The organism is Caenibius tardaugens NBRC 16725, assembly GCF_003860345.1.
Classification (GTDB): Bacteria; Pseudomonadota; Alphaproteobacteria; order Sphingomonadales; family Sphingomonadaceae; genus Caenibius; species Caenibius tardaugens.
The window spans coordinates 2581244-2604413 of record NZ_CP034179.1 but is presented as its reverse complement, the minus strand read 5'-3'; the positions used below and the strand labels follow the sequence as shown (position 1 = coordinate 2604413).

The following is a 23170-nucleotide window of genomic DNA, read 5'->3' as shown; positions in this document are numbered from 1 at the left end:
ATCAGTGCCCTCCCTTGCGATGATGGTGCGGCGGCGGCACGAATTCCGGCCCCAGCGCCGGTTCCGCAAGTTGCTCTCGGTCTGCCCACTGTTGCTTCAGCGCGGGAATATCGAGTTCGATGTCATGGGCCGGGGGGTGCCCCGGCGGCAGATACTCGGCCTCGGCCATGCGGGCGCAATGCGGGCAATAATATTCGATGATATGAACCCAGACCGGATCGGGTGCGAACGTGTAAGCGTATCGTTCAGCGTCAATAATGGGCGCGTGTATGTCGCGCGGATCGCGCACGAACGCCCTCATGAAGCGTTTGTAATTCTCCTGCGCCGCGCCAAGCGGTTTTTCGCAGCCACGACATTCCCATTGTTCGCTGTCGAGATCGATCGCGAGCGCGTCGGTGACAAATACTTTCATGGCCTCGCTCCTTCGCGTTCGAGAAACAGGTCGTGATTTCCGGTCACCACCCAGGACCAGCCGTCAGGAACCCGGCAGGTGAAAAATTCTTCTTCGACAATGCAGGGCCCCACGCCATGATCGCCCGGCGCCAGTTGTTCGATGCGAAACAACGGTTGCGGGTCGGCATTCCCGCGCGTCCCGCTCGGCGATGCCTCACGTTGAGCGGGGTGTGCAGCAGGTCCGAGCGGAGGCGTCGGGATCGCACGCACCGCCTCAAGCAGCAGAACGCCGCGTGCGTTTGCGTCGACATCATCGAGAGCGGTCGGTGCGGCACCGTCAATAATCGCGCGCCAGTCGAGACGGCAGTCGGAGAGGGCGAACCCCTCGCTCGTCATTGCGCGCTCGGCCCGCCTGACGAGTTCTGCCCGGGCTTCGTCCACCCTGGTCGCCGAAAAGTCGGACAGTTCGATGCGATGTTCGTGACGTATCGGGCTGAAGCCGATGCCAAAGGCGCTGAACACGGCAGCGAAACGCGGGATGAGAACGGTGTCGATACCCGCCTTTTCCGCAACGCCGCAGGCGCTCATCGGCCCCGCCCCGCCAAAAGCCAACAAAGTGTCGGCCGCGCCAAGCGCCGCAACAGCTTCCGCGATGCGATTGTCGTAGGCGGCAATGGCAGCGGCGACGGCGTCAGGGAGTGACAGGCCAAGCGGAGCGGCCAAATGTTCTGACACAGCGCGCGCGGCGCGTTCGCGGTCGAGCACGAGCTGGCCGCCAAAATAGCTTGCGGGGTCAATGACCTCGGCAAGGAGCATGACGTCGGTAATCGTCGCGGCGGTCCCGCCGCGGCCAAAGCATGCAGGACCGGGCAAGGCCCCCACGCTCTCGGGCCCGATGCGAATGACGCCATCAACGACCGAGAGGATCGAGCCGCCCCCAGCCGCCACACTCGGCACCTCGGCCAGCGCGAATGCGATGGGGGCCGATTCGACATACCCTTGTGACGAAGCCGCCACCCGACCGCCGTTGAAATAGGCAAGGTCGGTTGTCGTGCCCCCGATATCGATCGATACCGCGCGGGCGAAACCGTAATGGCGCGTGATAGCCTCACCACCTTCCACACCGCCGCGCGGACCCGAGGAATAGGTCTGGAGCGCAACAGTACGTGACACGCGCGTCGAACCGCCATCATTGCGGAATATGAGTAACGGATTTCGGATATGGTGGCGCCGCAGCTGATCCTCGGCATGATGCAGAAATTGCTCCATCGAAGGATGGAGAAAGGCGTTGATAAGACCCGACCAGCCGCGCCGCAGAAGGTCGGCACCAGGCGTGAGAGCGGTCGAGAATAGCAACGGTACAGCCCCGAGCAGATGACGCGGAAAGGCTGCATACAGCGCGCGGCGCAACCGCGCCTCGGTCTTGCCCGCGTCTTCGCCGTCTATCGCCACGACAAGCCGGCTCGCGCCTTGCGCAACCAGCCCACGCACATGCTGGATCATAACCCGCTCATCGCTGCCGTCGACGACCGCGAAGCGGTCGCCCACCAGCGTGGCAAACAGGTCGCTCGCCGCAGCCTCAATGCGCTCCGCCGATGCAAGCGAATTGACGATCAGGCCGACCCGCGGCCCCTTGCGCTGCGCGATTGCATTGGTGCCTTGCGTCGTCGAATAACGCAGGTGATCGATCGATGCCACAAGGCGCGCAAGATCGCCGTCCGCCTCGGTTTTCGACGCGAGTGCGGTGAGGCCGGCCATCAGACATTCGGTAAGATCGTGCGGCGTTGTCAGTGTCTTCGCGTGCAGGACTTTCGTACCATCAAAGGCACAAATGTCGGTGAGCGTGCCGCCATTATCGATGCTGACCAATAGGCCCATCGCGCTTCCTCTCCTTGTCGGCACAGGTGAACTCCATGCCTTCGTCCGGAAGCGTCTTGGCCGAGCGCGCGCAGCGCTTGCCCACCCCTATGGGTAGGTCGAACAGACTCTAGTCGACGAGACGATAATGCCGCGCGGCCTGGACTGCCTGCATGCGACTGCCAACGCCGAGCTTGGCGTAGATGTTTCGCAGATGGAATTTCACGGTATTTTCCGAAACCGCAAGGCGGTCAGAGAGGTCCGAATTGCTGTAACCGAGCGAAAGAAAGCGCAGCAGATCGCGCTCGCGCTCGGTCAGGGGTTCGAGCGGGGTGTCGACCTGTGCCTCCACAACAGACGCAGGCTCGCCCGACTCTGCGGCAATCAGGGTCTCGACGAGTGTGGCGACCGGATCATTCGCCCATTTGACCCCGTTCGCCAACACTTCGCTGCGCAGATCGCTCACCAACCGCATGGCAGCCGGACCTTCATCGAGAATCGTGCGGATCATTCCGCCCGGAGCGGCAAGTCCCAACGCGTCGAGGAGCGTGCGGCGCGCAAGCGGCTGATTACCCTCGGCGTCAAGACAGATTGCCAGCAGAAGTTTCAACCTGACCAGCCGACGGACCCTGTGCTTGACGGTCGCTCCCCGAATTTCCGCTTGCAGGGCTGCGCGTGCTTCACCGTGTCGTCCGCTGTGAACCAACAAGCGCAACCAGGTGATGCGCTGCGCCTCCATTTCAGAACCGGGATACACGAGTTGGCTGTCGGTAGCGCCGCGGGCGTCCGCCCCAAGTGCCCGCATCCGCCATTCGGCAGTCTCGAAATCGCCAGCAAGCGTGGCTTCGCGGACCAGTTCCGCGCGCCCGCAAGCGACAAGACGGGCAAGGCCGAAACGATGGCCGAGCGTAATCAGCTCTTCATAAAGCTCATGTGCGCGTGCGTGATCGTTGTCGAGTACGGCGCAACGCGCAAGCGCGACGATGCCGAGGCATAGCGGATCGACGATGCACTGCTGCTGGATGAACGCAAGATGCGGTTCAATCACCGCGCGCGCCTCAGCAACCCGATTGCGCTCATAAAGCGCATCGCCATAATGTGCGGCAATCACCGCCCCGGCCCATATGCCCGGCGGCGCTTCGCCGTCCATACGCTCGAAAGCACGAGACAGAAGCTGCGCCCCTTCCTCGATACGGCCTTGTGAAACCTTCGACGCCGCGAGTATCGCAGAGGCGTAGCTGCCGCCAAAATAGCTCGACGCCTGCTCATGTAACGGGAGCGCGCGCAGCATAAGTTCCTCGGCCTCGGTAAACTGGCTCTGCGCCGCCAGCAGGAATGCATGCGCGTTAAGTGCGACAGCAAAAAAGAACAGGTTGCCTCCATCAAGCCAGCGCGCCGCATCGCGCGCGCGCATGCCCATTTCGTCGACGCGATCCTCGGCAGCGAGCACAAAGCAGCGCTGAACCTCCCATTCCGCCTGAATCTGGCGGTCAACGTCGGGTTCACGCCGTTCGACGCCATCGAGCAGACGGTGAGCCCGGGCAAAATCACGCCGAAAGCCATATGCAATGACGGCATTCGCGATCAGGCGCGGTCGCGCAAGAAACAGATCCTCGTCGAGTTGTTCGACCATCGACACAAGGAGGCCGAGCCGTTCTTCGCGCACCAGTCGCTCCGAAAGGCGTTCGACGAGATCGGCGGCTTCGTTTCTTGCACCAGCCGCAAGAAAATGCCCAACAGCCGCCTCATCCATACCGTTCGCCGACTGCCATTCGGCTATCCGCAGGTGGCGCGTGCGAAGTTCATCATCGCTGATCTGCCGCTTGAGCTGCGTGTGGAGAAAATTGCCGAAAAGGGGATGAAAACGGAACCAGACCCGGTCTCCATCGACAGGATCGAGGAACAACCCCGCCGACCAAAGCTTTTCCAGCAGATCAGGAGGACAACGTCCCACGCTGATATGGTCAAGCAATGCCGCGCTGATCCGGTCAGGAAGACAGGCAAGCATCAACAGTTCGCGCATTGCATCGCCTTGCAGATCGAAAACCTCCTGGGCGAGATAGTCGACCAGATCGTGCGAGAACGCATGGGTCAGGGCGTCGCCATAGCTCCGCCCAGGCGATCGCAGCGCCAGGCTGATGAACTGGAAACCCGCCGGCCAGCCATCGAGCCGAATATGCAGCCGGCGAATTTCGCCGGCGCCCAACCCCGGCTTTTCGGCCAGGAACTGGTGTGCCTCGCCAAGATCGAACCGTAAATCCACACTACCGAGGATGACCGCGCGCCCATCAAGTTTCAGCCGGGGAGCGGCGATTTGGGGCATACTGCGCGCGGCCAGCGCGATGCGCACGCCGTTCGGCAAATTGGCGACGAGTTGCGCAAGATAGGCATCGGTTTCCGCGCCCGTGAAATGATCATATTCGTCGAGAATGAACAGCGCCGGAAAATCGAGCGCGCGCAGCAGGCTTGGCAAATCGCGCGACGGCGGCAGCGGCCTGCCCGCGTCAACCAATATGCGCTCGCAGCTCGCGCTGAACAACTGCACGAGCCGGGCAAGATCGCCATCCTGCGACATCGGACTGATCCAGCCAACGGCACTTCCGGCCGCGCTCTCCTCATCCGCGAGCTGCCGAAGCAATGTCGATTTGCCATAGCCTGCGGGCGCCTGAATGAGCACCAGCCGAGCAGGCGATTGGCGTCCGATCCGCGCGAGCAGTCCATCGCGCCTTAAATCCATCCTCTTCCGCTCCGGCATTCTTCCTTTGCTCCTACCTGACAGGGTGGGTCGCCTTTGCAAATTGCTTCTGTGCCAAAAGTGCGAAGATCGCCGCCCCACCCTTTCGGGTGGGGAGAGATCGCTGACGGCGGAGCATGTGAATCCTTCATATAAACAGTTGGGAGATAGGCTTGATGCCGCCAGTCGTCGTCGCAGGCACCGGAATGACGCCTTTCGTCACACCGGCCAATTCACCGGATTATGTGGCCATGGCCGGTGCGGCCATTGCGGAGGCGCTGGCCGACGCCGGAGTCGGTTATGATTCGATCGATCAGGCATTCGCGGGATATGTTTACGGTGACAGCACCTCCGGACAGGCCGCCCTCTATCCTTCGGGATTGACGGGAATCCCGATTTTCAACGTCAATAACAATTGCGCGACCGGCTCAAGCGCGCTCGCGCTTGCGCGGACCGCGATCATGAGCGGGGACGCCGAATGTGTTCTCGCTATCGGTTTCGAACAAATGCGGCGCGGCGCGCTCGCAGCGCAATGGGGCGACCGCACAGACCCGCTCGCGGGCTTTCTCGATGTCATCGACGCGCGCTTCGGTCCGTCGGAGGCGCCGATGGCGATCCGTCTTTTTGGGGGTGCAGGGCTGGATTATCAGCGGCGCTACGGAGCGCAGGATTCAACCTTCGCGATGATCAGCGTCAAAGCCCGGCGGCACGCAGCGGAAAATCCACTTGCGGTGTTTCGAGATCCGCTCACCGTCGAACAGGTGCTGGCCTCGCAGCCACTTTATGGCCCGCTCACCCGCCTTCAATGCTGTCCCCCAACCTGCGGTGCGGCCGCGGTGGTGCTATGTTCGGAACGATTTGCGAAAGCCCATGGTGTCGATCAATCAGTGATCGTGGCATCTCAGGCGGTTACCACAGATCGTCAGTCGAGCTTCGATGGCGCGGATCTCGGCGCGACAGTCGGAGCCGAGATGTCGCACAGGGCTGCCAGCGCGGTTTATGCCGCAGCCGGTGTCGACCCCGCCGATCTCGATGTCGTCGAGTTGCATGACTGTTTTACCGCCAACGAACTGCTCAGCTACGAGGCACTCGCCCTCACACCCCCAGGAACCGCGGAAGCGTTCATTCTCGACGGTGACAACAGCTATGGTGGCCGGATCGTGGTCAATCCGTCCGGCGGCCTGCTCGCAAAGGGCCATCCGCTGGGCGCGACAGGTCTCGCACAGGCGCATGAACTCGTCGGCCAGTTGCGCGGCCGCGCCGGACGCAGGCAAGTGGAGGGCGCGCGCCTTGCTCTTGCGCACAATATCGGACTCGGCGGCGCCTGTGTCGTGACACTATATGAAAATCGCGATGGCGCGGTGCGCTAACGTAATTCCGGCAGCGGGAGAAGATGGAATGGTTGATGCAAAGCGATGGTATTTTCGCGAACGCCCGACCGGCAAGGTCGACGCCGGCACATTTGATTATCGCGATGAGATTTTGGCCGCGCCCTCCGATGGGGAATTCCTGCTCAAGACCCTCTACCTCTCGCTCGACGCGACCAATCGCGTCTGGATCAGCGACTGGGACATGTATATGGAGCCGGTCCATATCGGAGAACCGATGCGCGGCTTCGTCTTCGGCGAAGTCATCGCCAGCCGGAACCCCTTGTTTCCCGTAGGGGCCTATGCAGCGGGCCTCCATAGCTGGTCGTCTCACATCGTCACCGATAGCACCAATTTCGATATATTCCCGGCGTTGGACGGCATCGATCTTGCGACAGCCTTCGCGGTTCTGAGCGTAGCGGGACCCACCGCGCATATCGGCCTTTTCCATATTGGCGAACTTAAGGCGGGCGATACGGTCGTGGTGAGCGGCGCTGCTGGTGCAGTCGGAACCTTGGTCGGGCAGATCGCGCGTCTCGCCGGTGCCCGGGTTATCGGCATCGCCGGAGGACCTAAAAAATGCGCGATGCTGCGCGATTCGTTCGGCTTCGATGCCGCGATTGACTATCGAACCGAGGATGTATGCCAAAGGCTCGGCCAACTTTGCCCCGATGGTATCGACCTCTGTTTTGAAAATGTCGGGGGCGCGATACTCGACGCATCGCTGGCAAATATGAAAGATTTCGGGCGCGTCGTGATCTGCGGCCTGATCGCAAGCTATAACAGCAGCGAGCCCGTCCCCGGACCCTATATGTTTCGCAACCTCATCATGCGCCGACTGACAGTTCGCGGCTTCGTCGTCCTTGACCATCAGGAACTGATGCCTGCCGCGATCAGCGATCTCACGACCTGGCTACGCGAGGGAAAACTGCGGATGCTGCTGCACATGGTCGAAGGATTGGAAAGTGCACCCGAGGCGCTAAATCTGCTCTACAGTGGCGGAAACATCGGAAAGCTGCTCGTAAAGCTCTGATGGAGCGGACCACATGCGAACTCCAAAGAGAGCTGTAAAATGGCCGCAATGTCGGCGCATCCCGTCACGCTGCATTTTGTTGGAGAGCCAGGAACAGGCGTGATCCCAATCCGGTGGCACGATCAGGAACCGCACTTTAGCCGTCTGGGATGGCATTCATTCGGCTTTCCCAAAGGCTGAGAAGCTGACAGGCCTCAAATTTCGGTTCTTTCAGACAAGGTCAATGCGGTGGCGCAGACACGCCTGGAACGACAGCGGTAAGGTTTATGGCTACCGCAAGCTACACGACGACCTGCTGGATCAGGGCAAGGCGTGCAGCGGGGAACGATCGATATTTATCTCGTCCCAGTTTGCAAATCGCTCGTTTCTACAGGCAAACCATATCGGAAGTTCGAAACCCTTCCGCTCCATTGCCATAAGCCGCACTTGAATTTCGAACCCGCTCAGCTTCGAAGTTACGATTTTCACGGAAAGGAAGATCACCGAAAGGCAGTCTGCCATTCAAATCTTTGAAGGCACTGGCATCGGACCCGGCCCAATTCCAGCATCGCGATATTGCGAAAGTGGGGTTGGAATCCAGTGTTGCTTGGGCGGCAAAAGAAAGAAGCGTGCAAGAGGCGATCGACCTGAATTGATGCGTTCCTGCGGGATGATCATGCGCACCGTTTTGGCCATAAAATGACGTGCACCGCCCTCAGTCCTGATCATAGCATATTCGCGCCGGATGCGTGCATGATCGCGTCCTCTGGCGGTGGTCAACGCCCGCAGCAATGCGATCTGCAAGAAACCCACTGTCGTCGACTGTGGCTCAACGGTATGGTCGATCCGTCGTCCATCCCTGCCTTTTGTCAGCGCCTCGCTGCTACTTTCCGAACTGGCGACGTCCTGGTCGCCATCCCAGAACAAGCCGCAGCTATAACCCGAGTTTGCAGGCTCCGGCAGGCGCTCTGGCGTGTCATCGCGCGCGGTGGCTCTTGTTATCAAATGCGTGAGACCGTTTGCCCACTTATCCCGTTCCGTAAGGTTGGACAGACCGAAAATGTCTTCGACAGTTCGCGGAATAGAGCTGTGTTCGTAAATCGAGCCGTCTAAAAGATTGCGCTCGATCAAGGGAGAGATGGCGATGGCAGGCACGCGAACGCCAAGCCAATCGAAGGCAAAATCATTGTGGTTGTTGTCTTCGTCCGCAATCCCATCGCCAGGGGGGGGCGCTTTTGGCGGCGGAGCATGGTCGAAGAAGCCGCCATGCTCGTCATATGTGGCAAGAAGCAGACTATCCTTCCAATGAGGCGATTTACGGAGCGTTTCATAGACTGATTTGATGAGATGCTCGCCTCTCGTAACATCGTCCATTGGATGTTGCGAATTGCCGCAATGGAAGTCGCTCCATATGGCACCGTAATCAGGTTCGATGAATGTGTAGGCGGGCGAATAATCTTCGTCGGCAATCGCCTCCTCAAAATCATCATAATCGCTTATCCGCCCTTGGATATCGGCAATGGTCATGCCGCTCAACGCCAAGGTGACCGGAAAGTGATCGCCTGCGAAGACGCGCCACTCGAGACAAGAATCTTCAAGTTTGTCAAAGATGGTGCCGTTGGCAAATGTATAGCCATCAAAGGCGATGTTGCCGATCTCAGATCCTAACGAGGGGCTGTCATCGAGCCCGCCCGAACTGGCCGCATGAGCGAAGAACCGATTGGGCCAAGTTGGGCCCGGAAGGGAGGAATGCCAACGATCCAGCAACGCGAACTCTCGAGCCAGCGCATGCAACACTGGCGTCCTCTCTTCGGAATAACCACGCATTGCCTGCTCTAGGTTCTGAGGTTTGCCTTTGTCGTTGCCTCGAGCATAATTGGTAAGAAAACCACAGTTGGTGGGCGGATCAAGGTCACTCATGCCGTTGGAATCGCGCTTATAGCTAGTTCCAAACAGTGCGAGAATTGCGTTCGAAAATTCGTGCGGCGGATCATAGTCTGGCGGGTCATCCAGTTTGAACTTTGCTTCACGATCGAAGGCGATTGTCGTGGTCGACCCGCCATCCTCAAAGTCGTTGGAAAAGCCTTTGTTCATGCCATTGGCATCGAACACGCCATTGACCGGTCGCTCGATCCCGGGATCGGAGATGCCATCACCAATTCCCGCCTCCGGCCCGCGAATGCTGGAATGGCCGAGCATATGATCGAAGGAACGATTCTCCATTATTAGAACGAAGACGTGCTTGACAGGGCTTCGATTCCGCCTCGGCGATCGGAAGATGCCGTTGAAGAAACAGCGCACACCATCCCAGGCCACGCAAACCAGTTTGGCGATCCACGACCAGACCAAGCATATGGCCTTCACAATAAAAACCCACACCTGACAAACGATATTGGCCACCCAATACCAAGCCTTGCACACCCATTTCGCCACCCAGTACCACGCCTGACAAACCACGTTAGCGACCCAATGCCAGGCGACGCAGACAATATGAGAGACCCATGTCCAGGCTTTGCAGACCCAACTGCATGGCCACCAATCGCAACAGTTCTTATAACCGCGATCCTCTTCTCGATCGCACTGATTGTAGCCTTCGTCCTTCCATTCGGAGCATTCGTTGCTACCTTCGTCCGCCCAACTGTCGCATTTGGAATAACCATTATCGCGCCAAGACACGCAGCTAGCCGACCAGACGTCGGTTCTATCGACACAGGCCATATGGCCTTCATCAACCCACTGACGGCAAGTCATGATGGAGTCGCCCGTACTGCCTTGAGCAGTGCGCGCGCCGCTCTTTGAAAGCGCCACTGCGCAACCCGGATGGCAATAATTTTAACAAGGAACGCACCGATCAGGCCCAGCGCGAAAGCCGTTGCAGCGCCTGCTGCAACGGATAGCGTGTTAGCGCCGAGTGACCAGAGCCTCCAGCAATAGAAGCCTCCGGCCAGCCAAATGAGTAATGCAGCGCCTGCCCCCTCACCGCAGCCGCACGCAAGGACGAAAGCCCTTACACTGTCCTCAAATCGCTTGGCTTCCTGTTCTCGCAGCTCAAAGCTAATCTTGATACCGGATCGGGGCAAATTACGGACCTCTCGAGCCCGTGAAAGCATCAACTCGATATCGGAGACCGAACGCAGCACGAGAGGTAATGGGGGATTGGGAATTGTCCTGGCGATCATAAGACCTCCCACGAATAGCCACTACGTTACGACGCGAGCGACTCAGGAGCGATCCCAAGATTTTTATACAATAAAACCAATCCCATGGCCAGAAGCATGTCCCTGTCTCAAAGTTTAAAGACAGCCCAATGCTCGACCGTCAAAGCCCAACGCTGCTTCTCGCCTTTTTCAAGGTTACGAGGTCAGGGAACACATTTCTGATCCGCTGGGCCGTGTCGACTCTGGTCTTCGGGCTACCTGTTCCGCCAAAGGTAATGACAGCAAACAACCAGCCGTCGATACGATTCCAAGTGGGTTAACGTGGGTTCCGCCCCATTCTAATCCCAAAGCGCCCCACACAATGACCCGCACCGGCCCCGTAGGGGAAAGCGTGTTCTCTGTTGGTTTTCCGAAGATAAGGGGAAAAGTGTGGTGCCGCTTAGGTGACTCGAACACCTGGCCCCATCATTACGAATGATGTGCTCTACCAACTGAGCTAAAGCGGCACGCGGGGCGCCCTGTATCTGCCTTCGGCGGGGATCGCAATCCGTATTCGTGCCCAATGCCAGTACCGGGGGAAAAAATTTTGCTCCGCCTCATCCTCAGCCATGCAAAAGCGCGGATTATTTGGCCGCGTAGAGTAGGTATCCCGATCCCAGACGGTCCAGCACATCACCGATATCCCTGCGGCTCACCGCAAAACAGCCCTGGCTGCGCCCTACCCGCCCCTGCGTTTCGGCAAGCTGGCCACTGACATAGTCCGCGCCGTGAATCACAATCGCCCGCTGCCACGCATTGCTGTTATCCGCATCAAGCCCTTCGAGCCGGCGCGAACGGCCATGTTGCCCGTAATAGGAATTGCCGGTCATGTAGCTGCCATGGGACGAGGCGTTGGAGCCAGGACGATTGGAAAACCGCTGTACCCACCCGCTGTTGCCCGGATCCGAACCGCTGCCATGCGCAACCAGGAACGACGTCGACACCCGCCCATTGGCGATATCCACCAGATGAAACCGCGCATCGCGCGAAGGGGCGGAAAAATCCACCAGACCCACCAGATTGCGATTGGCGATACGAAACCCGTGCGTATCCAGTGCGGCCATAGCCTGCGGAAGCAGATCAGGGCGATCGGCAGACTTCACCTGAGCAAAGGCACGCGGCGATAACACCGCCGCTGAACCGGCAACAAAAGCGCCGATAAAACGGCGCCGATTGATATTCATCTGCCACGATCCCGTAATGACATAAAAACAATGTAAGGGATGCTAGAACAGAATCACAACTATTCCCTTACCGCGCACCACACGAACCGGGATTCATTTGCGACGATCCGTGCATCACCCCGGGAACCATCTGTAACCCCGCCCGCCAGACCGCGTGAGCATGATCGCATCTCATAATGCCCACGATGCCGCTTGTCTGATACCGCGTCCCAAAGGATGATGCGCGCATGCCGAATATTGCCACACTGACTCTCAATCCGACAATCGACACCGCCTACGAAGTCGAACGGGTTTTTCCGACCCACAAGATGCGCACGCAGAAAGAGCAATACGATCCCGGTGGCGGCGGTATCAACGTGGCCCGCGTCTTCGTGCGCCTGGGCGGAAACGCGCGATGTTACTATCTGTCCGGTGGGGCAACAGGTGTGGCGCTGGATGGCCTGCTCGATCTGCACAGGCTCGTCAAAACCCGTATTCCAATCGCAGGCCCCACCCGGGTCAGCGCGTCGCTCTATGACCGGGCAAGCGGGCAGGAATATCGTGTCGTGCCGGCAGGCCCCACAGTCAGCCCGGAAGAATGGCAGGACTGCCTCGATCGCCTGGCAGAGGCGCAATGCGATTTCCTTGTCGCCAGCGGCTCTCTGGCCCCCGGCATACCCGATGATTTCTATGCCCGGCTGGCCGCCAATGCCGCCGAACGCGGAATCAGAGTAGTGCTCGACAGTTCCGGCGAAGCGCTGCGTACAGGCCTGAACGGGGGCAACATCTACCTCGCCAAGCCAAGTCTCGGTGAACTGCGCCAATTAACCGGGCAGCCACTCGACACGGAAGGGGCGATTGCCGATGCAGCGATGGCGCTGGTGGAGACAACCGGAACCGAACTGATCGCCGTGACCATGGGCCACGAAGGGGCACTTCTGGCCAGCCGTGACGGCACCATCCGCCTGCCAGCCCTGCCCATCACGGCGCAGAGCGCGGTCGGCGCTGGTGACTGCTTTGTCGCGGGTATGGTCTATGCGCTGGCTACCGGGCGTTCGCGGGGAGAGGCGTTTCGACACGGTATCGCTGCGGGCTCTGCCGCAGTGCTCACTCCGGGAACCGATCTTGCCCATCCTGCCGATATCGCGCGCCTGCTGCCCCAGGTCGGGGCCATCTAAACCTGGGATAATCGCCCCTGCTGACCCTCAGATTTTCCGTCATGACGGAAATAACCCGTCGCATCTGGAACTTACAAGCCCACCTCTTAGGCGTGACCGGAGGAACTCCGTCAAACGGATAGCACGGCCAAGGGAGAGGGCAGTAATGAGGCAGATCAGGACAGGGCTGTTTTTGTGCGCGGGGATGATTGCCCTTGCCACACCGGCATTCGCGCAGGACGGCACCGCCGCCCCGGGTGCATCGGAAACAACAGGCGTCACCGATATTATCGTGACAGCACGCAAGAAGGCGGAAAGCCTGCAGAACGTGCCGCTGTCGATCACCGGGATCGGGGCCGAAGAAATCGCCGACCGCGATATCTCGTCAATTGGCAATATCGACAATCTCGCGCCATCGGTGTTCATAGAAACGGCCGCAGGCCCCACGACCAGCGGCGTTGTGGCGAACATTCGCGGCATCGGCGGTTCGGATTCGACCGGGGTCTCCGACTATCCGATCGCGATGTATATCGACGGCGTCCTGATGTCGCGGCCCAATGCGCTGCTGTTCGACATGGTCGATCTTGAACGCATCGAGGTGCTGCGCGGGCCGCAGGGCACCCTGTTCGGGCGCAACACCACGGGCGGCGCAATCAATATTTTCACCAAGGCTCCGTCCGATACCTTCGGACTGGAAGAGAAGCTGACCATCGGCAGCGACAACCTGCTGAAAAGCCGCACAACGATCAATACCGGGCAATGGGGCGACAGCGGGATCAGCGCAAAGCTGGCCTATTCGCATGAAGAACAGGACGGCTACGTCAAAAATACCTTGAAGAAGAACACCGCCGACCCCGGCGCCCGCAACAGCGAATCGGGTTTTCTGGCCATTCATGGCGATGTCAGCCCATCATTCAGCTTTGATCTGCGCGCCGATGTTACATCCGCTCGCAATGCGCCGATCTGGCAACAGCTCACAGCAATCAACCCGCTGCAATATCAATACTTTTCCCAGTCCGAATCGCTTGGTGGCGCCCCTCTGATCGTCGACAACAACTATCGCAAGCGCGTGACTATCGCCGATCAGCCGCGCGGCAAACAGACGATCTGGGGCACTTCGCTGACTATGGAATACGAAGTCAGCCCTGCCCTCACCCTGAAATCGATTACGGGTTATCGCCGGTTCAAGGAAAGCCAGGCGGTCAACAATGATGGCCAGGGCGAACTGCTCGGCAGACTGGTTAACGGGTCCATTGGACGGGTCTATATGTTCGATTACCCCGAACCGGCCCGGGCGCGCGATCGCCAGTTTTCCACCGAACTTCAGGCGACCGGCACCATCTCCGATTTCGACTATGTCGTCGGTCTCTACTACTTCGACCAGAAGTATGGCAGCATCACCACGCAACATTTTACAAGTGTCGTGCAGATGTCGCCCACCGATCTGCGTGGCGCCAATCTGGTCAGCCTGCGCGATTACGAAACGCGCGCCAGATCCTATGCCGCGTTTACCCAGGTTTCGTGGAAACCGTCGGCGGTCGACGGTCTTGAAATCACCGGCGGGTTGCGCTTCACGCATGACAAGAAGGAACTGTCGCAGGCCAATGCCTTCAACGGCGCGGCGTTGCGCCCTGGCTTCGCCAAAAACAGCTGGGACAATCTCAGCTGGCTGGGATCGGTTACCTATCGCTTCTCACCCGAACTGCTGGTCTATGCCCGTGTGTCCACGGCCTATCGTGCTGGCGGGTTCGACGCAGGCGGCGGGGGCAACCCCAACGGCTATGATCCGGAAAAGGCCGTATCCTACGAAGCGGGCCTGAAGACCGATCTGCTTGACCGGCGGCTGCGTATCAACCTGTCGGGTTACATCACCGATTACAAGGATCTGCAGATCAGCCAGTTCACCGCAGGCAGCAACGGCGGCGGAACGCGCACGGTCAATGCCGGCAAGGTCACGTTCTCCGGGTTCGAGGCCGAGGCGACAGCGGTTCTGGCCGATTTCCTGACGCTCGACGGTTCGGTTGGCTATGTCCATCCGAAGTACAAGACATACCTTTACCGCAATCCCAGCGACGACAAGCTGATCAATGTGGCGGATGAGGTGCATCTGGCGCACGTTTCGAAGTGGACAGCCCGTGTGGGCGGCGCCTGGGACATCGCCCAGTGGGACAGCGCCAGTCTGTCGCTGCGGGTGGACTATTCCTACAAGAGCAGCGCGCCCACTTTCCCGCTCGACCGGGTAAGCCCATTCAACCCTTATATCCGGCGTTCGGCCCAGAACGAACTGAGCGCGCGCCTGACGCTGAAGGATGTGCAACTGGGCGAAAAGCTGAACCTGACAATCCAGGCCTATGGCGAAAACATCCTGAACGAGAAGCGCCGGATCAGCGCCGTCGATTTCGGGGCACTGGGCTTCGCCACCCGGACATGGGGCCCGGACCGGCGGTTCGGACTGACCGTTACCGCAGCTTACTGAGCCTGCGATTATCGGCACCCGGCGGGGACATCTCCGTTCCCGCCGGGTAGCCTGTGCAACAGCGCGGCGGAATCAGACGCCAGATTTTCGCGCCAGGATTTCGTAAGCGCGCCACAAACACCGCACCCTTGCTTGCTTTCCGGCATCGCTTTCCCAAAACAGGCTGCGACAGATAAGCGAGAGGACAGGCCATGGCCGATACAGCCGGTAAACAGAACGGACTTTCCCACGTATGGCGCGATTTTTGCGCCCAGTTGGCCGAAGCCGGGGACGTGCTCGACCGGCCCGATGCACCCGATACCGCGTTCGATCAGGCCGAAGGGCTGCGCTATCTCAGCCGGTTGACGCGCACCGCGCTCAACATGCTGGTCGATTCCGGCGATCCCGACTTCCCGCGGATTTTTCAGCTGACAGACGACAAGATCAAGATTGGCGCGGACAACCCCGATAACATCTATCAACAGGCCGTAGTGCGCGGTGACCGCGAATATCGCATCTGGGGCACACGCGGCACCGTTCCCTATCTCAGCATCGGGACCAAGGCGAACCGGTACGCCATCGACGGAACCATGACCTCCACCGGCGAGATCGAATTTGCCGATGTCGCACTGGCACCGGATGGTACGTTTGAAATCATCGTCAGCGCAAAACAGCATCCGGGCAACTGGTTGCCGATGGCCGAAGACACAACCTTCCTGATCATCCGCCAGACGTTCGACAACAAGAAAACGCAAATCCCGGCGGAGATGCATATCGAACGGATTGGCCAAGGCCCGGCTGTGCCCGCTCTGCTGACCGCCGATGCGATCACCCAGCAATTGCAGGGATCGGCCGCATGGGTGCGCGGTACCGCCAATACTTTCGCGGATTGGTCGGAATGGTTCAAGAGCCAACCCAACCGCATCTACGATGCGGATCAGACGGTGTTTTATCGCGGGGGCGGCGATCCCAAGATCTGGTATGGCCATATCTATTACGACCTCGCCCCGGGCGAAGCGCTGGTGCTCGAGGTCATGCCGCCGAAAAATTGCCGAATGTGGAATTTCCAGATCGACAACTGGTGGATGGAATCGCTCGACCACGTGCACCAGAAAGTGTGGATCAACAATTCGCAGGCCACATATGAAGCCGATGGGAGCATCGTGCTGGTCTGTGCCGATGCCGATCCCGGCTTTGGCAACTGGATCGACCTTGCGGGGCATCGCCAGGGAACCGGTCTGTGGCGCTGGATCGAGGCGGACGACCATCCCGTCCCGCAGTGCCGGATTGTGAAGCTGTAAGGCGCTCTGCGCCATCTGAGACACCCCTTATGCGAGGCCACTTGCATAGGGGCGCATCGGGGCGCTATTTTGCTGATCATGGAAACGGCAGGTCTGGCACAATATGGCTGGAAGATTCTCGGCGAACTGCGCGCCGGGGAAACCGAAGCCGTGCTTGCCGATCACCCCGCCGCGGACAGTATCGACCGAACCCACTTGCGGGACAGGCCTTCGCTGAGTTTTCTGGTGTCCCCACAGAACAACCCGTCGCGCGGATGCTTTCTTGGCAGCAGCAAAACGGAAATGCAGGTTTCGCTGGGCAATGTCGTGCTGATCCCGCCACGCACGCAAATCCGCATTCGCGCGGATGATGTGCCCGCCCGCCGCCTGCTGAACTGCACACTGCCGCTGCGTGGCGAAATGGGCGAGATCGAGGCCCATGCACGGCTCGATCGCTGCCTCAACGTGCAGAACGTGTCGGTTCGCACCGCGCTGCTGCGCATGGTTTCCGAATTGCTGTCGCCGGGCTTCGCTTCGGAAACCATTATCGAAGGTCTGGGCATCTATCTGTCGGGCGAACTGGCCAATTACCTGCAAGACAATCGGCACGCCGCACGGACCGGTGGGCTGGCGCCGTGGCAGCTTCGCCGGATTGACGATCATCTCAGAGAAGGCAACTGGGATTGCCGGATTGCCGATCTCGCCACGCTGTGCGGCATCAGCGCCCGCCATCTGATGCGCGCCTTCCGACAGAGCACGGACCGTTCGCTGGCAGATTATATCGCCTCGGTCAGGGCCGATCGCGCGCGCATGCTGTTACAGGATGAAAGCCTTTCGATATCCGATATCGCGCGCGAACTGCGGTTTGCCCGTTCTGCGGGCTTTACCACCGCGTTCCGTCGTCTGACGGGCCTCACTCCCACCGCCTATCGCCAGTTTCAGCGCGGCCGCCACTAACGCTCTCCCCTATCCGCTCCTACGGCCTTCCACTGGCCGCCAAACGCCCCCACCCCGGCGCAGGACAGGGAACAAAAGCCCGTTACAGGTATATATGCGATGGACCCGTATGGGCCTTTCCGAAAGGGAGCATCATGGAGCAAGACCGCGACATGCTCCGCGCGGAGCAACGCCAACGCCAGGAATCGATGCTGCGTCAGGCTGCTCTGCGGCCCGTCATCCACGCCAGCGAACGCCAGCAGCAACATGGTGAATATTGCGCGGATGACGCCATGCGGCGCGTTCGCCAGCAACAACAGAGCCAGCAGCAGGGCTGAGACGGGCCCGCCGCGTCGCGACAGGGCACAGGATACCAAAATCTGTGGTGGTGGAGGCCCGAGCCGGAATCGAACCGGCGTATACGGATTTGCAATCCGCTGCGTCACCACTCCGCCATCGGGCCTCAGGCGCAGAATTGCGTGGGAAGCGGGCCACTAGCCGAAGGTTGGCCCGAGTGCAATCCGCTTTCCCGAAAATGTTGCCGGTGCGGGGATATTCCGCGCACCGGCAATGGCATTATGCGGCGGACGTGTTCACGCCCATCGACTGGAGATAGCGCTTCACATTGCGCGCGGCTTGGCGCAGGCGTTGTTCGTTCTCGACCATGGCGATCCGGACGTAACCTTCACCGTCTTCCCCATAACCGACGCCCGGCGCCACCGCGACTTCCGCATGGGTAAGCAACTGCTTCGAAAATTCGAGGCTGCCCATATGCTTCAGTGCCGGCGGCAACGGTGCCCACGCGAACATCGACGCCTTGGGTGGTGGAATATCCCACCCTGCACGGGCGAACGCCTCGACCATGACATCGCGCCGTTTCTGATAAAGCGTGCGGTTCTTCTCCACGATATCCTGCGGGCCGTTCAGCGCCGCGCAGGCCGCTGCCTGAATCGGCGTGAACGCGCCGTAATCGAGATAGCTCTTCACCCGCTTCAGCGCGGCGATCAGCTTGGCATTGCCGACCGCGAAACCGACGCGCCACCCAGCCATGGAAAAGGTCTTGGACATGGATGTGAATTCCACAGCCACATCCTTGGCACCCGGCACTTCGAGAATCGAACGGGTCGGGTTGCCGTCAAAATAAAGCTCCGAATAGGCGAGGTCGGACAGAATCCAGACCTTGTTTTCCTTCGCCCATGCCACCAGCCGTTCGTAGAACGCCAGATCGACGGTCTCGGCCGTTGGATTGGAGGGATAGTTCACAATCAGCACCGAAGGACGCGGCACGGTGAAGGCCATCGCCCGTTCCAGCGATTCCCAATAGCGTTCATCGGGCGTGGTCGGCACGGAACGGATCGTCGCCCCGGCAATGATGAAGCCGAAGGTGTGAATGGGGTAGCTGGGGTTCGGCGCCAGCACCACATCGCCCGGTGCGGTGATCGCTGTTGCCAGGCTGGCCAGCCCTTCTTTCGACCCCATGGTCATCACCACCTCGGTTTCGGGATCGAGATCGACGCCAAACCGGCGGCCATAGTAATTGGCCTGCGCCCGGCGAATACCGGGGATACCCGACGACGCGGAATAGCCGTGGGCATCCGGTTTCTGCGCCACTTCGCAAAGCTTGTCGATGACATGCTGCGGAGGCGGCAAATCCGGGTTGCCCATGCCAAGGTCGATGATGTCGCGTCCCGCCTGACGCGCCGCCGCTCGCATCGCGTTTACTTCGGCGATGACATAGGGTGGCAAGCGCTTGATGCGGTAAAACTCGTCTTCCATGACCTTAAGGATTCCAGTTGCGCCGGCGGGATTGCCGGACTTTCATGACTCTAGGCGATAAACTGCGCCGCGCAAATGGCGTTTCGCCTTGCATCATGCGGGGCTCCCCTGCCACATGTCAGCACAGGCTGCATGAAAATTCGTGCACAGGCAGAGCGGACCCATGACTGACAACCAGAATGATTTCGGCGCCCTGATCAATCAAATGCTCGCATTTCAAGGCGAAGCAACACAACGCTGGTTCACCCAGATGCTGCCTGAAACAGCCAAAAAATTGCCCAATCCCGGTGAAATGGCCGAATGGATGGACGTGGCGCGCAAGCTGCAGGCGCTGTGGCTGGAGTTTCAGGAACAGCGCGTCGCCACCCAGTTGCCGCCCAATCCGTTCGCTGACCCGGCGAAGTGGCTCAACATGGCCGGGCAATTCTACCACCAATCGCCACTCTCCGATCCCCAGCATCAGGAAAAGCTTTGGGCCGACAGTCTGGCGCTGTGGGAATCGCTGCTGAACCAGTATGGAATCGGCCCCGGCGAGACCGAGGCCGGGCATAGCCCCAGGCTCCCACGGGAAGACCGGCGCTTCGCTGACGAAAAATGGCGCAGCCAACCTTTCTTTGCGCTGGTCCATCAGACCTATCTGATGATCGCGGAAGAACTGGAGGCGATGGTCGATTCCATCGAAGGCCTGCCCGACGATCGCCGCGAACAGATGCGTTTCGCCACCCGCGTCCTGATCGAGGCCTTGAGCCCGGCCAATTTCCCGCTGACCAACCCTGCCGTGCTCGAACGCACCCTCGAAACCAAGGGCGACAATCTGGTCAAGGGATTGCAGCATCTCCTTTCCGATCTGAAGCGCGGGCAATTGACCCACACCACACCGGGCGCTTTCACATTGGGCGAAAATGTCGCGGTGACACCGGGTGAGGTGGTTTATCAGACCCCGTTGTTCCAGTTGATCCAGTACACGCCGGTTACGGACAAGGTGCTGGAAACCCCGTTGTTGATCTTCCCCCCGTGGATCAATCGCTATTACATTCTCGACCTCAATCCGAAGAAAAGCTTCATCCGCTGGGCGGTCGAACAAGGGCTGACCGTGTTCGTGGTGTCGTGGAAATCGGCAGATGCCTCTATGGCCGACCTCACACAGGACGATTACATCCGCGCCCAGATCGAAGCGATCGAACATGTGCGTACGCGGTTGAAAGTGCCGTCAGTCCACACGATCGGTTACTGCGTGGCCGGCACCACACTGGCGGCGACACTGGCCGTGCTCGCCCGCCGTGAAGAAGATGCCAGGATTGCCAGCGCGACTTTCTTCACCGCACAGGTCGACTTCGAGAAGGCAGGCGACCTGCGCCTGTTCGTTGACGACGTGCAGCTCAAGCTCGTCGAACAGCTGAGCGGAGACGGTTATCTCGACGGGCGCTATCTCGCGGCCACGTTCAATCTGCTGCGCGGCCGTGAACTGATCTGGAACTACGTGGTCAACAACTACCTGATGGGGGAGGAGTACCCGGCTTTCGACCTCCTGTTCTGGAACAGCGACACCACCAATCTGCCTGCCCGCTGGCACAAGGAATATCTGCGCGATCTCTATCGCGACAACAAACTGGTGGTGCCCGACGCGCTCAGCGCGGACGGCACCCCGATCGACCTCACCCGGATCACGACGCCCGCCTATATCCAGGCAGGCCGGGAAGATCATATCTCACCACCCGACAGCGTTTTTCGCATGACGCGCCACTTGCGCGGCCCTATGCGATTCGTGCTGGCCGGATCGGGCCATATCGCGGGGGTGGTCAATCCTCCCGCAGCAGCGAAATATCAGTACTGGATCAACGACAAGACGTGCGCTTCGATCGACCAGTTCATCGAAGGCGCGACCGAGCATCCAGGTAGCTGGTGGCCGGACTGGATCGAATGGATTCGCGCTCTGGGGCCGAAAACCGTGGCTGCACGCGGGAAGCGCAAGCCCGGCGGCAAGACCGATCACACGATCGAGTCGGCCCCGGGCAGCTATGTGAAGACGCGCTAGCCACGCGGCACCCATTTTTGTGCGCTGCACAATATTTTCTTGACTCTCGGTTTGCGATGCCTATTTTGTGCACTGCAACATGACTCCCTGTGCAGGGATGACGTTCGAGGAGCAAGCATGTCCAGCGACAGCGAAAGCAAGGCCAACACAGTGGCCAACAAACCCTTTGCCCCCGTGGCAACAGGCCCCAAGGTTACTGAAATCGCCAAGCCCGTAGCGGTCGAAGCGAAGGTGGAGACGCCCGTCGTCGCCATCCCGCGGGTCGAAGACAAGCCCGCACCGGTCAAGGCAACGCCCGCCCCGCAGACTCCGGCCGCACAGCCTGTGGTCGCGCGGACGCCGGCTGCACCGAAGGCCGCTGCCCCGGCAAAGCCGGTTGTGGCGAAGTCCAGTGCCAAGGCTCCTGCCAAAAAGGCGGCGCCTGCCAAGAAGGCAGTTACCGCCAAGCCGGAAGCCAAAAAGGTCGCACCGGCCAAGAAGGTCGCACCGGCCAAAAAGGTCGTGACCAAAGCGAAGGCTACCCCGGCAAGCAAGACCAAGCCTGCCAAACAGACTGCAAAAACTGCTGAACCCGTTCTCACCATTCCCCAACTCAAGGAAAAGATCATGTCTACCGCCAGCAAGAAAGCCGATCTGTCGAAGCTGATCGAAGGCGCTGTGAATACCGCAAAGACCAAAGCCAAGGACGCTTACGTGAAGAGCGCCGCAGTCGCCGGTGAACTGGGCGATCTGTCGAAGGGCAATGTCGAAGCCGTTGTCGAATCGGGCAAGATCCTCGCCAGTGGCTTCAAGGGCATCGGCCAGGACTATGTCGCCGAAACCAAGAGCGCCTATGAAACCGCCACGGGCGATTTCAAAAAGCTCGCCGCTGTGAAGTCCCCGACCGAGCTGTTCCAGCTTCAGGGCGAACTGCTGCGCCGCAATTTCGACGCCGCTGTCGCTTTCGGTTCGAAGGAAACCGAAAAGTTCGTGAAGCTGAGCAACGACGCGTTCGCGCCGATCTCGAACCGCGTCAGCCTGATCGTTGACAAGGTTTCGAAGGCCGCTTCCTGAACCTGAGTTTTTAGCGCCGGGACCTCTCCTCTCTCCTCACCGGCGCCAAGTGACGGGTCGGACAGTGCAACTGTCCGACCCGTTCCTGTTCAGGGCCCCCGCCAAGGTCCTGTTCACCGATTCCCCCCTCCGTGCAGCCTGTTTCCCTGCCGCGCAGCCCGCGCGTATCATGCCCGAAGCAAGCTTTTTGCGGCATCGACCTTGCGGTCGGCCATTGCGATGCGATATTCTCCCACAATGACAACATCTCACGCCTTCCCCGCTGCTGTTTCCGGTCTGCGCATTCGCGCTGGCGAAAAGGACACGTCGCATGAGGGTGAAGGCCAGGTCGGTATTGCCACCAAGACCCGCGCCAAACCAAAAAAACCAAGCCAGTTCAAAGTTTTAATGCTCAACGACGATTACACGCCGATGGAATTCGTCGTGATGGTGTTGAAGCGTTTCTTCCATATGGATCTGGAACAGGCGACCCGGGTTATGCTCCACGTCCACCAAAAGGGCGTGGGCGTTTGCGGCATCTTTCCGTACGAAATCGCGGAAACCAAGGTTAATCAGGTGATGGATTTCGCGCGCCAGAATCAGCATCCCCTGCAATGTACGCTGGAAAAAGCCTGAAGCGCGGTGCCGGTTGATCGCGCCTGCCGATTGCGGCTGCATGGGCTGATCACGCGACCATCCCTTTCAAAACGCGCATGACCTTGATCGCATTGCGCGCTATAGCCCTCCGGAACCCTTTCCATACGCGCGGGCAATCA

The 23170-nt window shown here is 59.8% G+C and carries 17 protein-coding genes and 2 tRNA genes; 10 read left to right on the top strand and 9 right to left on the bottom strand.

Annotation, left to right across the window (positions count from 1 at the left end; all coding sequences use genetic code 11):
- Window position 1: 1 nt before the first annotated feature.
- The 3 genes from EGO55_RS12190 to EGO55_RS20580 form a co-directional block, all read right to left on the bottom strand.
- Window positions 2-412 (bottom strand): acetone carboxylase subunit gamma, encoded by a 411-nt coding sequence (locus EGO55_RS12190; RefSeq protein ID WP_021690176.1) that lies wholly within the window; start codon window positions 410-412, stop codon window positions 2-4.
- A complete protein-coding gene (locus tag EGO55_RS12185; protein WP_021690175.1) occupies window positions 409-2271 on the bottom strand; it encodes a hydantoinase/oxoprolinase family protein in 1863 nt (620 codons plus the stop codon). Before EGO55_RS12185 ends, EGO55_RS12190 begins: the two co-directional genes overlap by 4 nt.
- Before the next feature lie 109 nt (window positions 2272-2380).
- Window positions 2381-5047 (bottom strand): winged helix-turn-helix domain-containing protein, encoded by a 2667-nt coding sequence (locus EGO55_RS20580; protein WP_161566041.1) that lies wholly within the window; start codon window positions 5045-5047, stop codon window positions 2381-2383.
- 113 nt (window positions 5048-5160) lie between these two features.
- On the opposite strand from EGO55_RS20580, the gene EGO55_RS12175 reads away from it, so the two are divergent.
- The gene (locus EGO55_RS12175) at window positions 5161-6354 is read left to right on the top strand and encodes a thiolase C-terminal domain-containing protein (protein ID WP_021690173.1); all 1194 of its coding nucleotides are present in this window, start codon (window positions 5161-5163) and stop codon (window positions 6352-6354) included.
- 28 nt (window positions 6355-6382) lie between these two features.
- Window positions 6383-7384, top strand: a complete 1002-nt coding sequence (locus EGO55_RS12170; protein ID WP_021690172.1) for an NADP-dependent oxidoreductase — start codon at window positions 6383-6385, stop codon at window positions 7382-7384.
- A 501-nt stretch (window positions 7385-7885) separates the two neighbouring features.
- Here EGO55_RS12170 and EGO55_RS12160 read toward each other — a convergent pair.
- The 4 genes from EGO55_RS12160 to EGO55_RS12145 form a co-directional block, all read right to left on the bottom strand.
- Window positions 7886-10081, bottom strand: coding sequence for an alkaline phosphatase family protein (locus tag EGO55_RS12160; RefSeq protein WP_161566040.1), 2196 nt, complete (start codon window positions 10079-10081; stop codon window positions 7886-7888).
- A gap of 29 nt (window positions 10082-10110) precedes the next feature.
- Complete coding sequence (locus EGO55_RS12155) at window positions 10111-10542, bottom strand: hypothetical protein (RefSeq protein ID WP_021690169.1); 432 nt, start codon at window positions 10540-10542, stop codon at window positions 10111-10113.
- Between the two features lie 409 nt (window positions 10543-10951).
- A tRNA-Thr gene (locus EGO55_RS12150) sits at window positions 10952-11027 on the bottom strand.
- Between the two features lie 117 nt (window positions 11028-11144).
- The gene (locus tag EGO55_RS12145; RefSeq protein WP_021690168.1) at window positions 11145-11744 is read right to left on the bottom strand and encodes a murein L,D-transpeptidase catalytic domain family protein; all 600 of its coding nucleotides are present in this window, start codon (window positions 11742-11744) and stop codon (window positions 11145-11147) included.
- Window positions 11745-11971: 227 nt separating this feature from the next.
- Between EGO55_RS12145 and EGO55_RS12140 the strand changes: the two genes are divergently transcribed.
- The 5 genes from EGO55_RS12140 (at window position 11972) to EGO55_RS12120 (ending at window position 17889) form a co-directional block, all read left to right on the top strand.
- Complete coding sequence (locus tag EGO55_RS12140; RefSeq protein ID WP_021690167.1) at window positions 11972-12901, top strand: 1-phosphofructokinase family hexose kinase; 930 nt, start codon at window positions 11972-11974, stop codon at window positions 12899-12901.
- Between the two features lie 145 nt (window positions 12902-13046).
- On the top strand, window positions 13047-15356 hold the full coding sequence (locus tag EGO55_RS12135; RefSeq protein ID WP_040715638.1) for a TonB-dependent receptor: 2310 nt from the start codon (window positions 13047-13049) through the stop codon (window positions 15354-15356).
- A gap of 191 nt (window positions 15357-15547) precedes the next feature.
- Complete coding sequence (locus EGO55_RS12130) at window positions 15548-16636, top strand: DUF1214 domain-containing protein (RefSeq protein ID WP_021690165.1); 1089 nt, start codon at window positions 15548-15550, stop codon at window positions 16634-16636.
- 78 nt (window positions 16637-16714) lie between these two features.
- Window positions 16715-17572 carry a helix-turn-helix transcriptional regulator gene (locus tag EGO55_RS12125; protein WP_235694142.1) on the top strand — a complete coding sequence of 286 codons (858 nt, stop codon included), beginning with the start codon at window positions 16715-16717 and terminating at the stop codon, window positions 17570-17572.
- A gap of 134 nt (window positions 17573-17706) precedes the next feature.
- On the top strand, window positions 17707-17889 hold the full coding sequence (locus EGO55_RS12120) for a hypothetical protein (RefSeq protein WP_021690163.1): 183 nt from the start codon (window positions 17707-17709) through the stop codon (window positions 17887-17889).
- A 51-nt stretch (window positions 17890-17940) separates the two neighbouring features.
- Here EGO55_RS12120 and EGO55_RS12115 read toward each other — a convergent pair.
- Both EGO55_RS12115 and EGO55_RS12110 read right to left on the bottom strand, forming a co-directional pair.
- Window positions 17941-18014, bottom strand: a tRNA-Cys gene (locus tag EGO55_RS12115).
- 113 nt (window positions 18015-18127) lie between these two features.
- Window positions 18128-19327 (bottom strand): LL-diaminopimelate aminotransferase, encoded by a 1200-nt coding sequence (locus tag EGO55_RS12110; RefSeq protein ID WP_021690162.1) that lies wholly within the window; start codon window positions 19325-19327, stop codon window positions 18128-18130.
- Between the two features lie 163 nt (window positions 19328-19490).
- On the opposite strand from EGO55_RS12110, the gene EGO55_RS12105 reads away from it, so the two are divergent.
- From EGO55_RS12105 to clpS, 3 genes are all read left to right on the top strand, one after another.
- Window positions 19491-21362, top strand: coding sequence for a PHA/PHB synthase family protein (locus EGO55_RS12105; protein WP_021690161.1), 1872 nt, complete (start codon window positions 19491-19493; stop codon window positions 21360-21362).
- Window positions 21363-21479: 117 nt separating this feature from the next.
- Window positions 21480-22415, top strand: coding sequence for a phasin family protein (locus EGO55_RS12100; RefSeq protein WP_021690160.1), 936 nt, complete (start codon window positions 21480-21482; stop codon window positions 22413-22415).
- 237 nt (window positions 22416-22652) lie between these two features.
- A complete protein-coding gene (gene clpS / locus EGO55_RS12095; RefSeq protein ID WP_021690159.1) occupies window positions 22653-23030 on the top strand; it encodes an ATP-dependent Clp protease adapter ClpS in 378 nt (125 codons plus the stop codon).
- Window positions 23031-23170 lie beyond the last annotated feature (140 nt).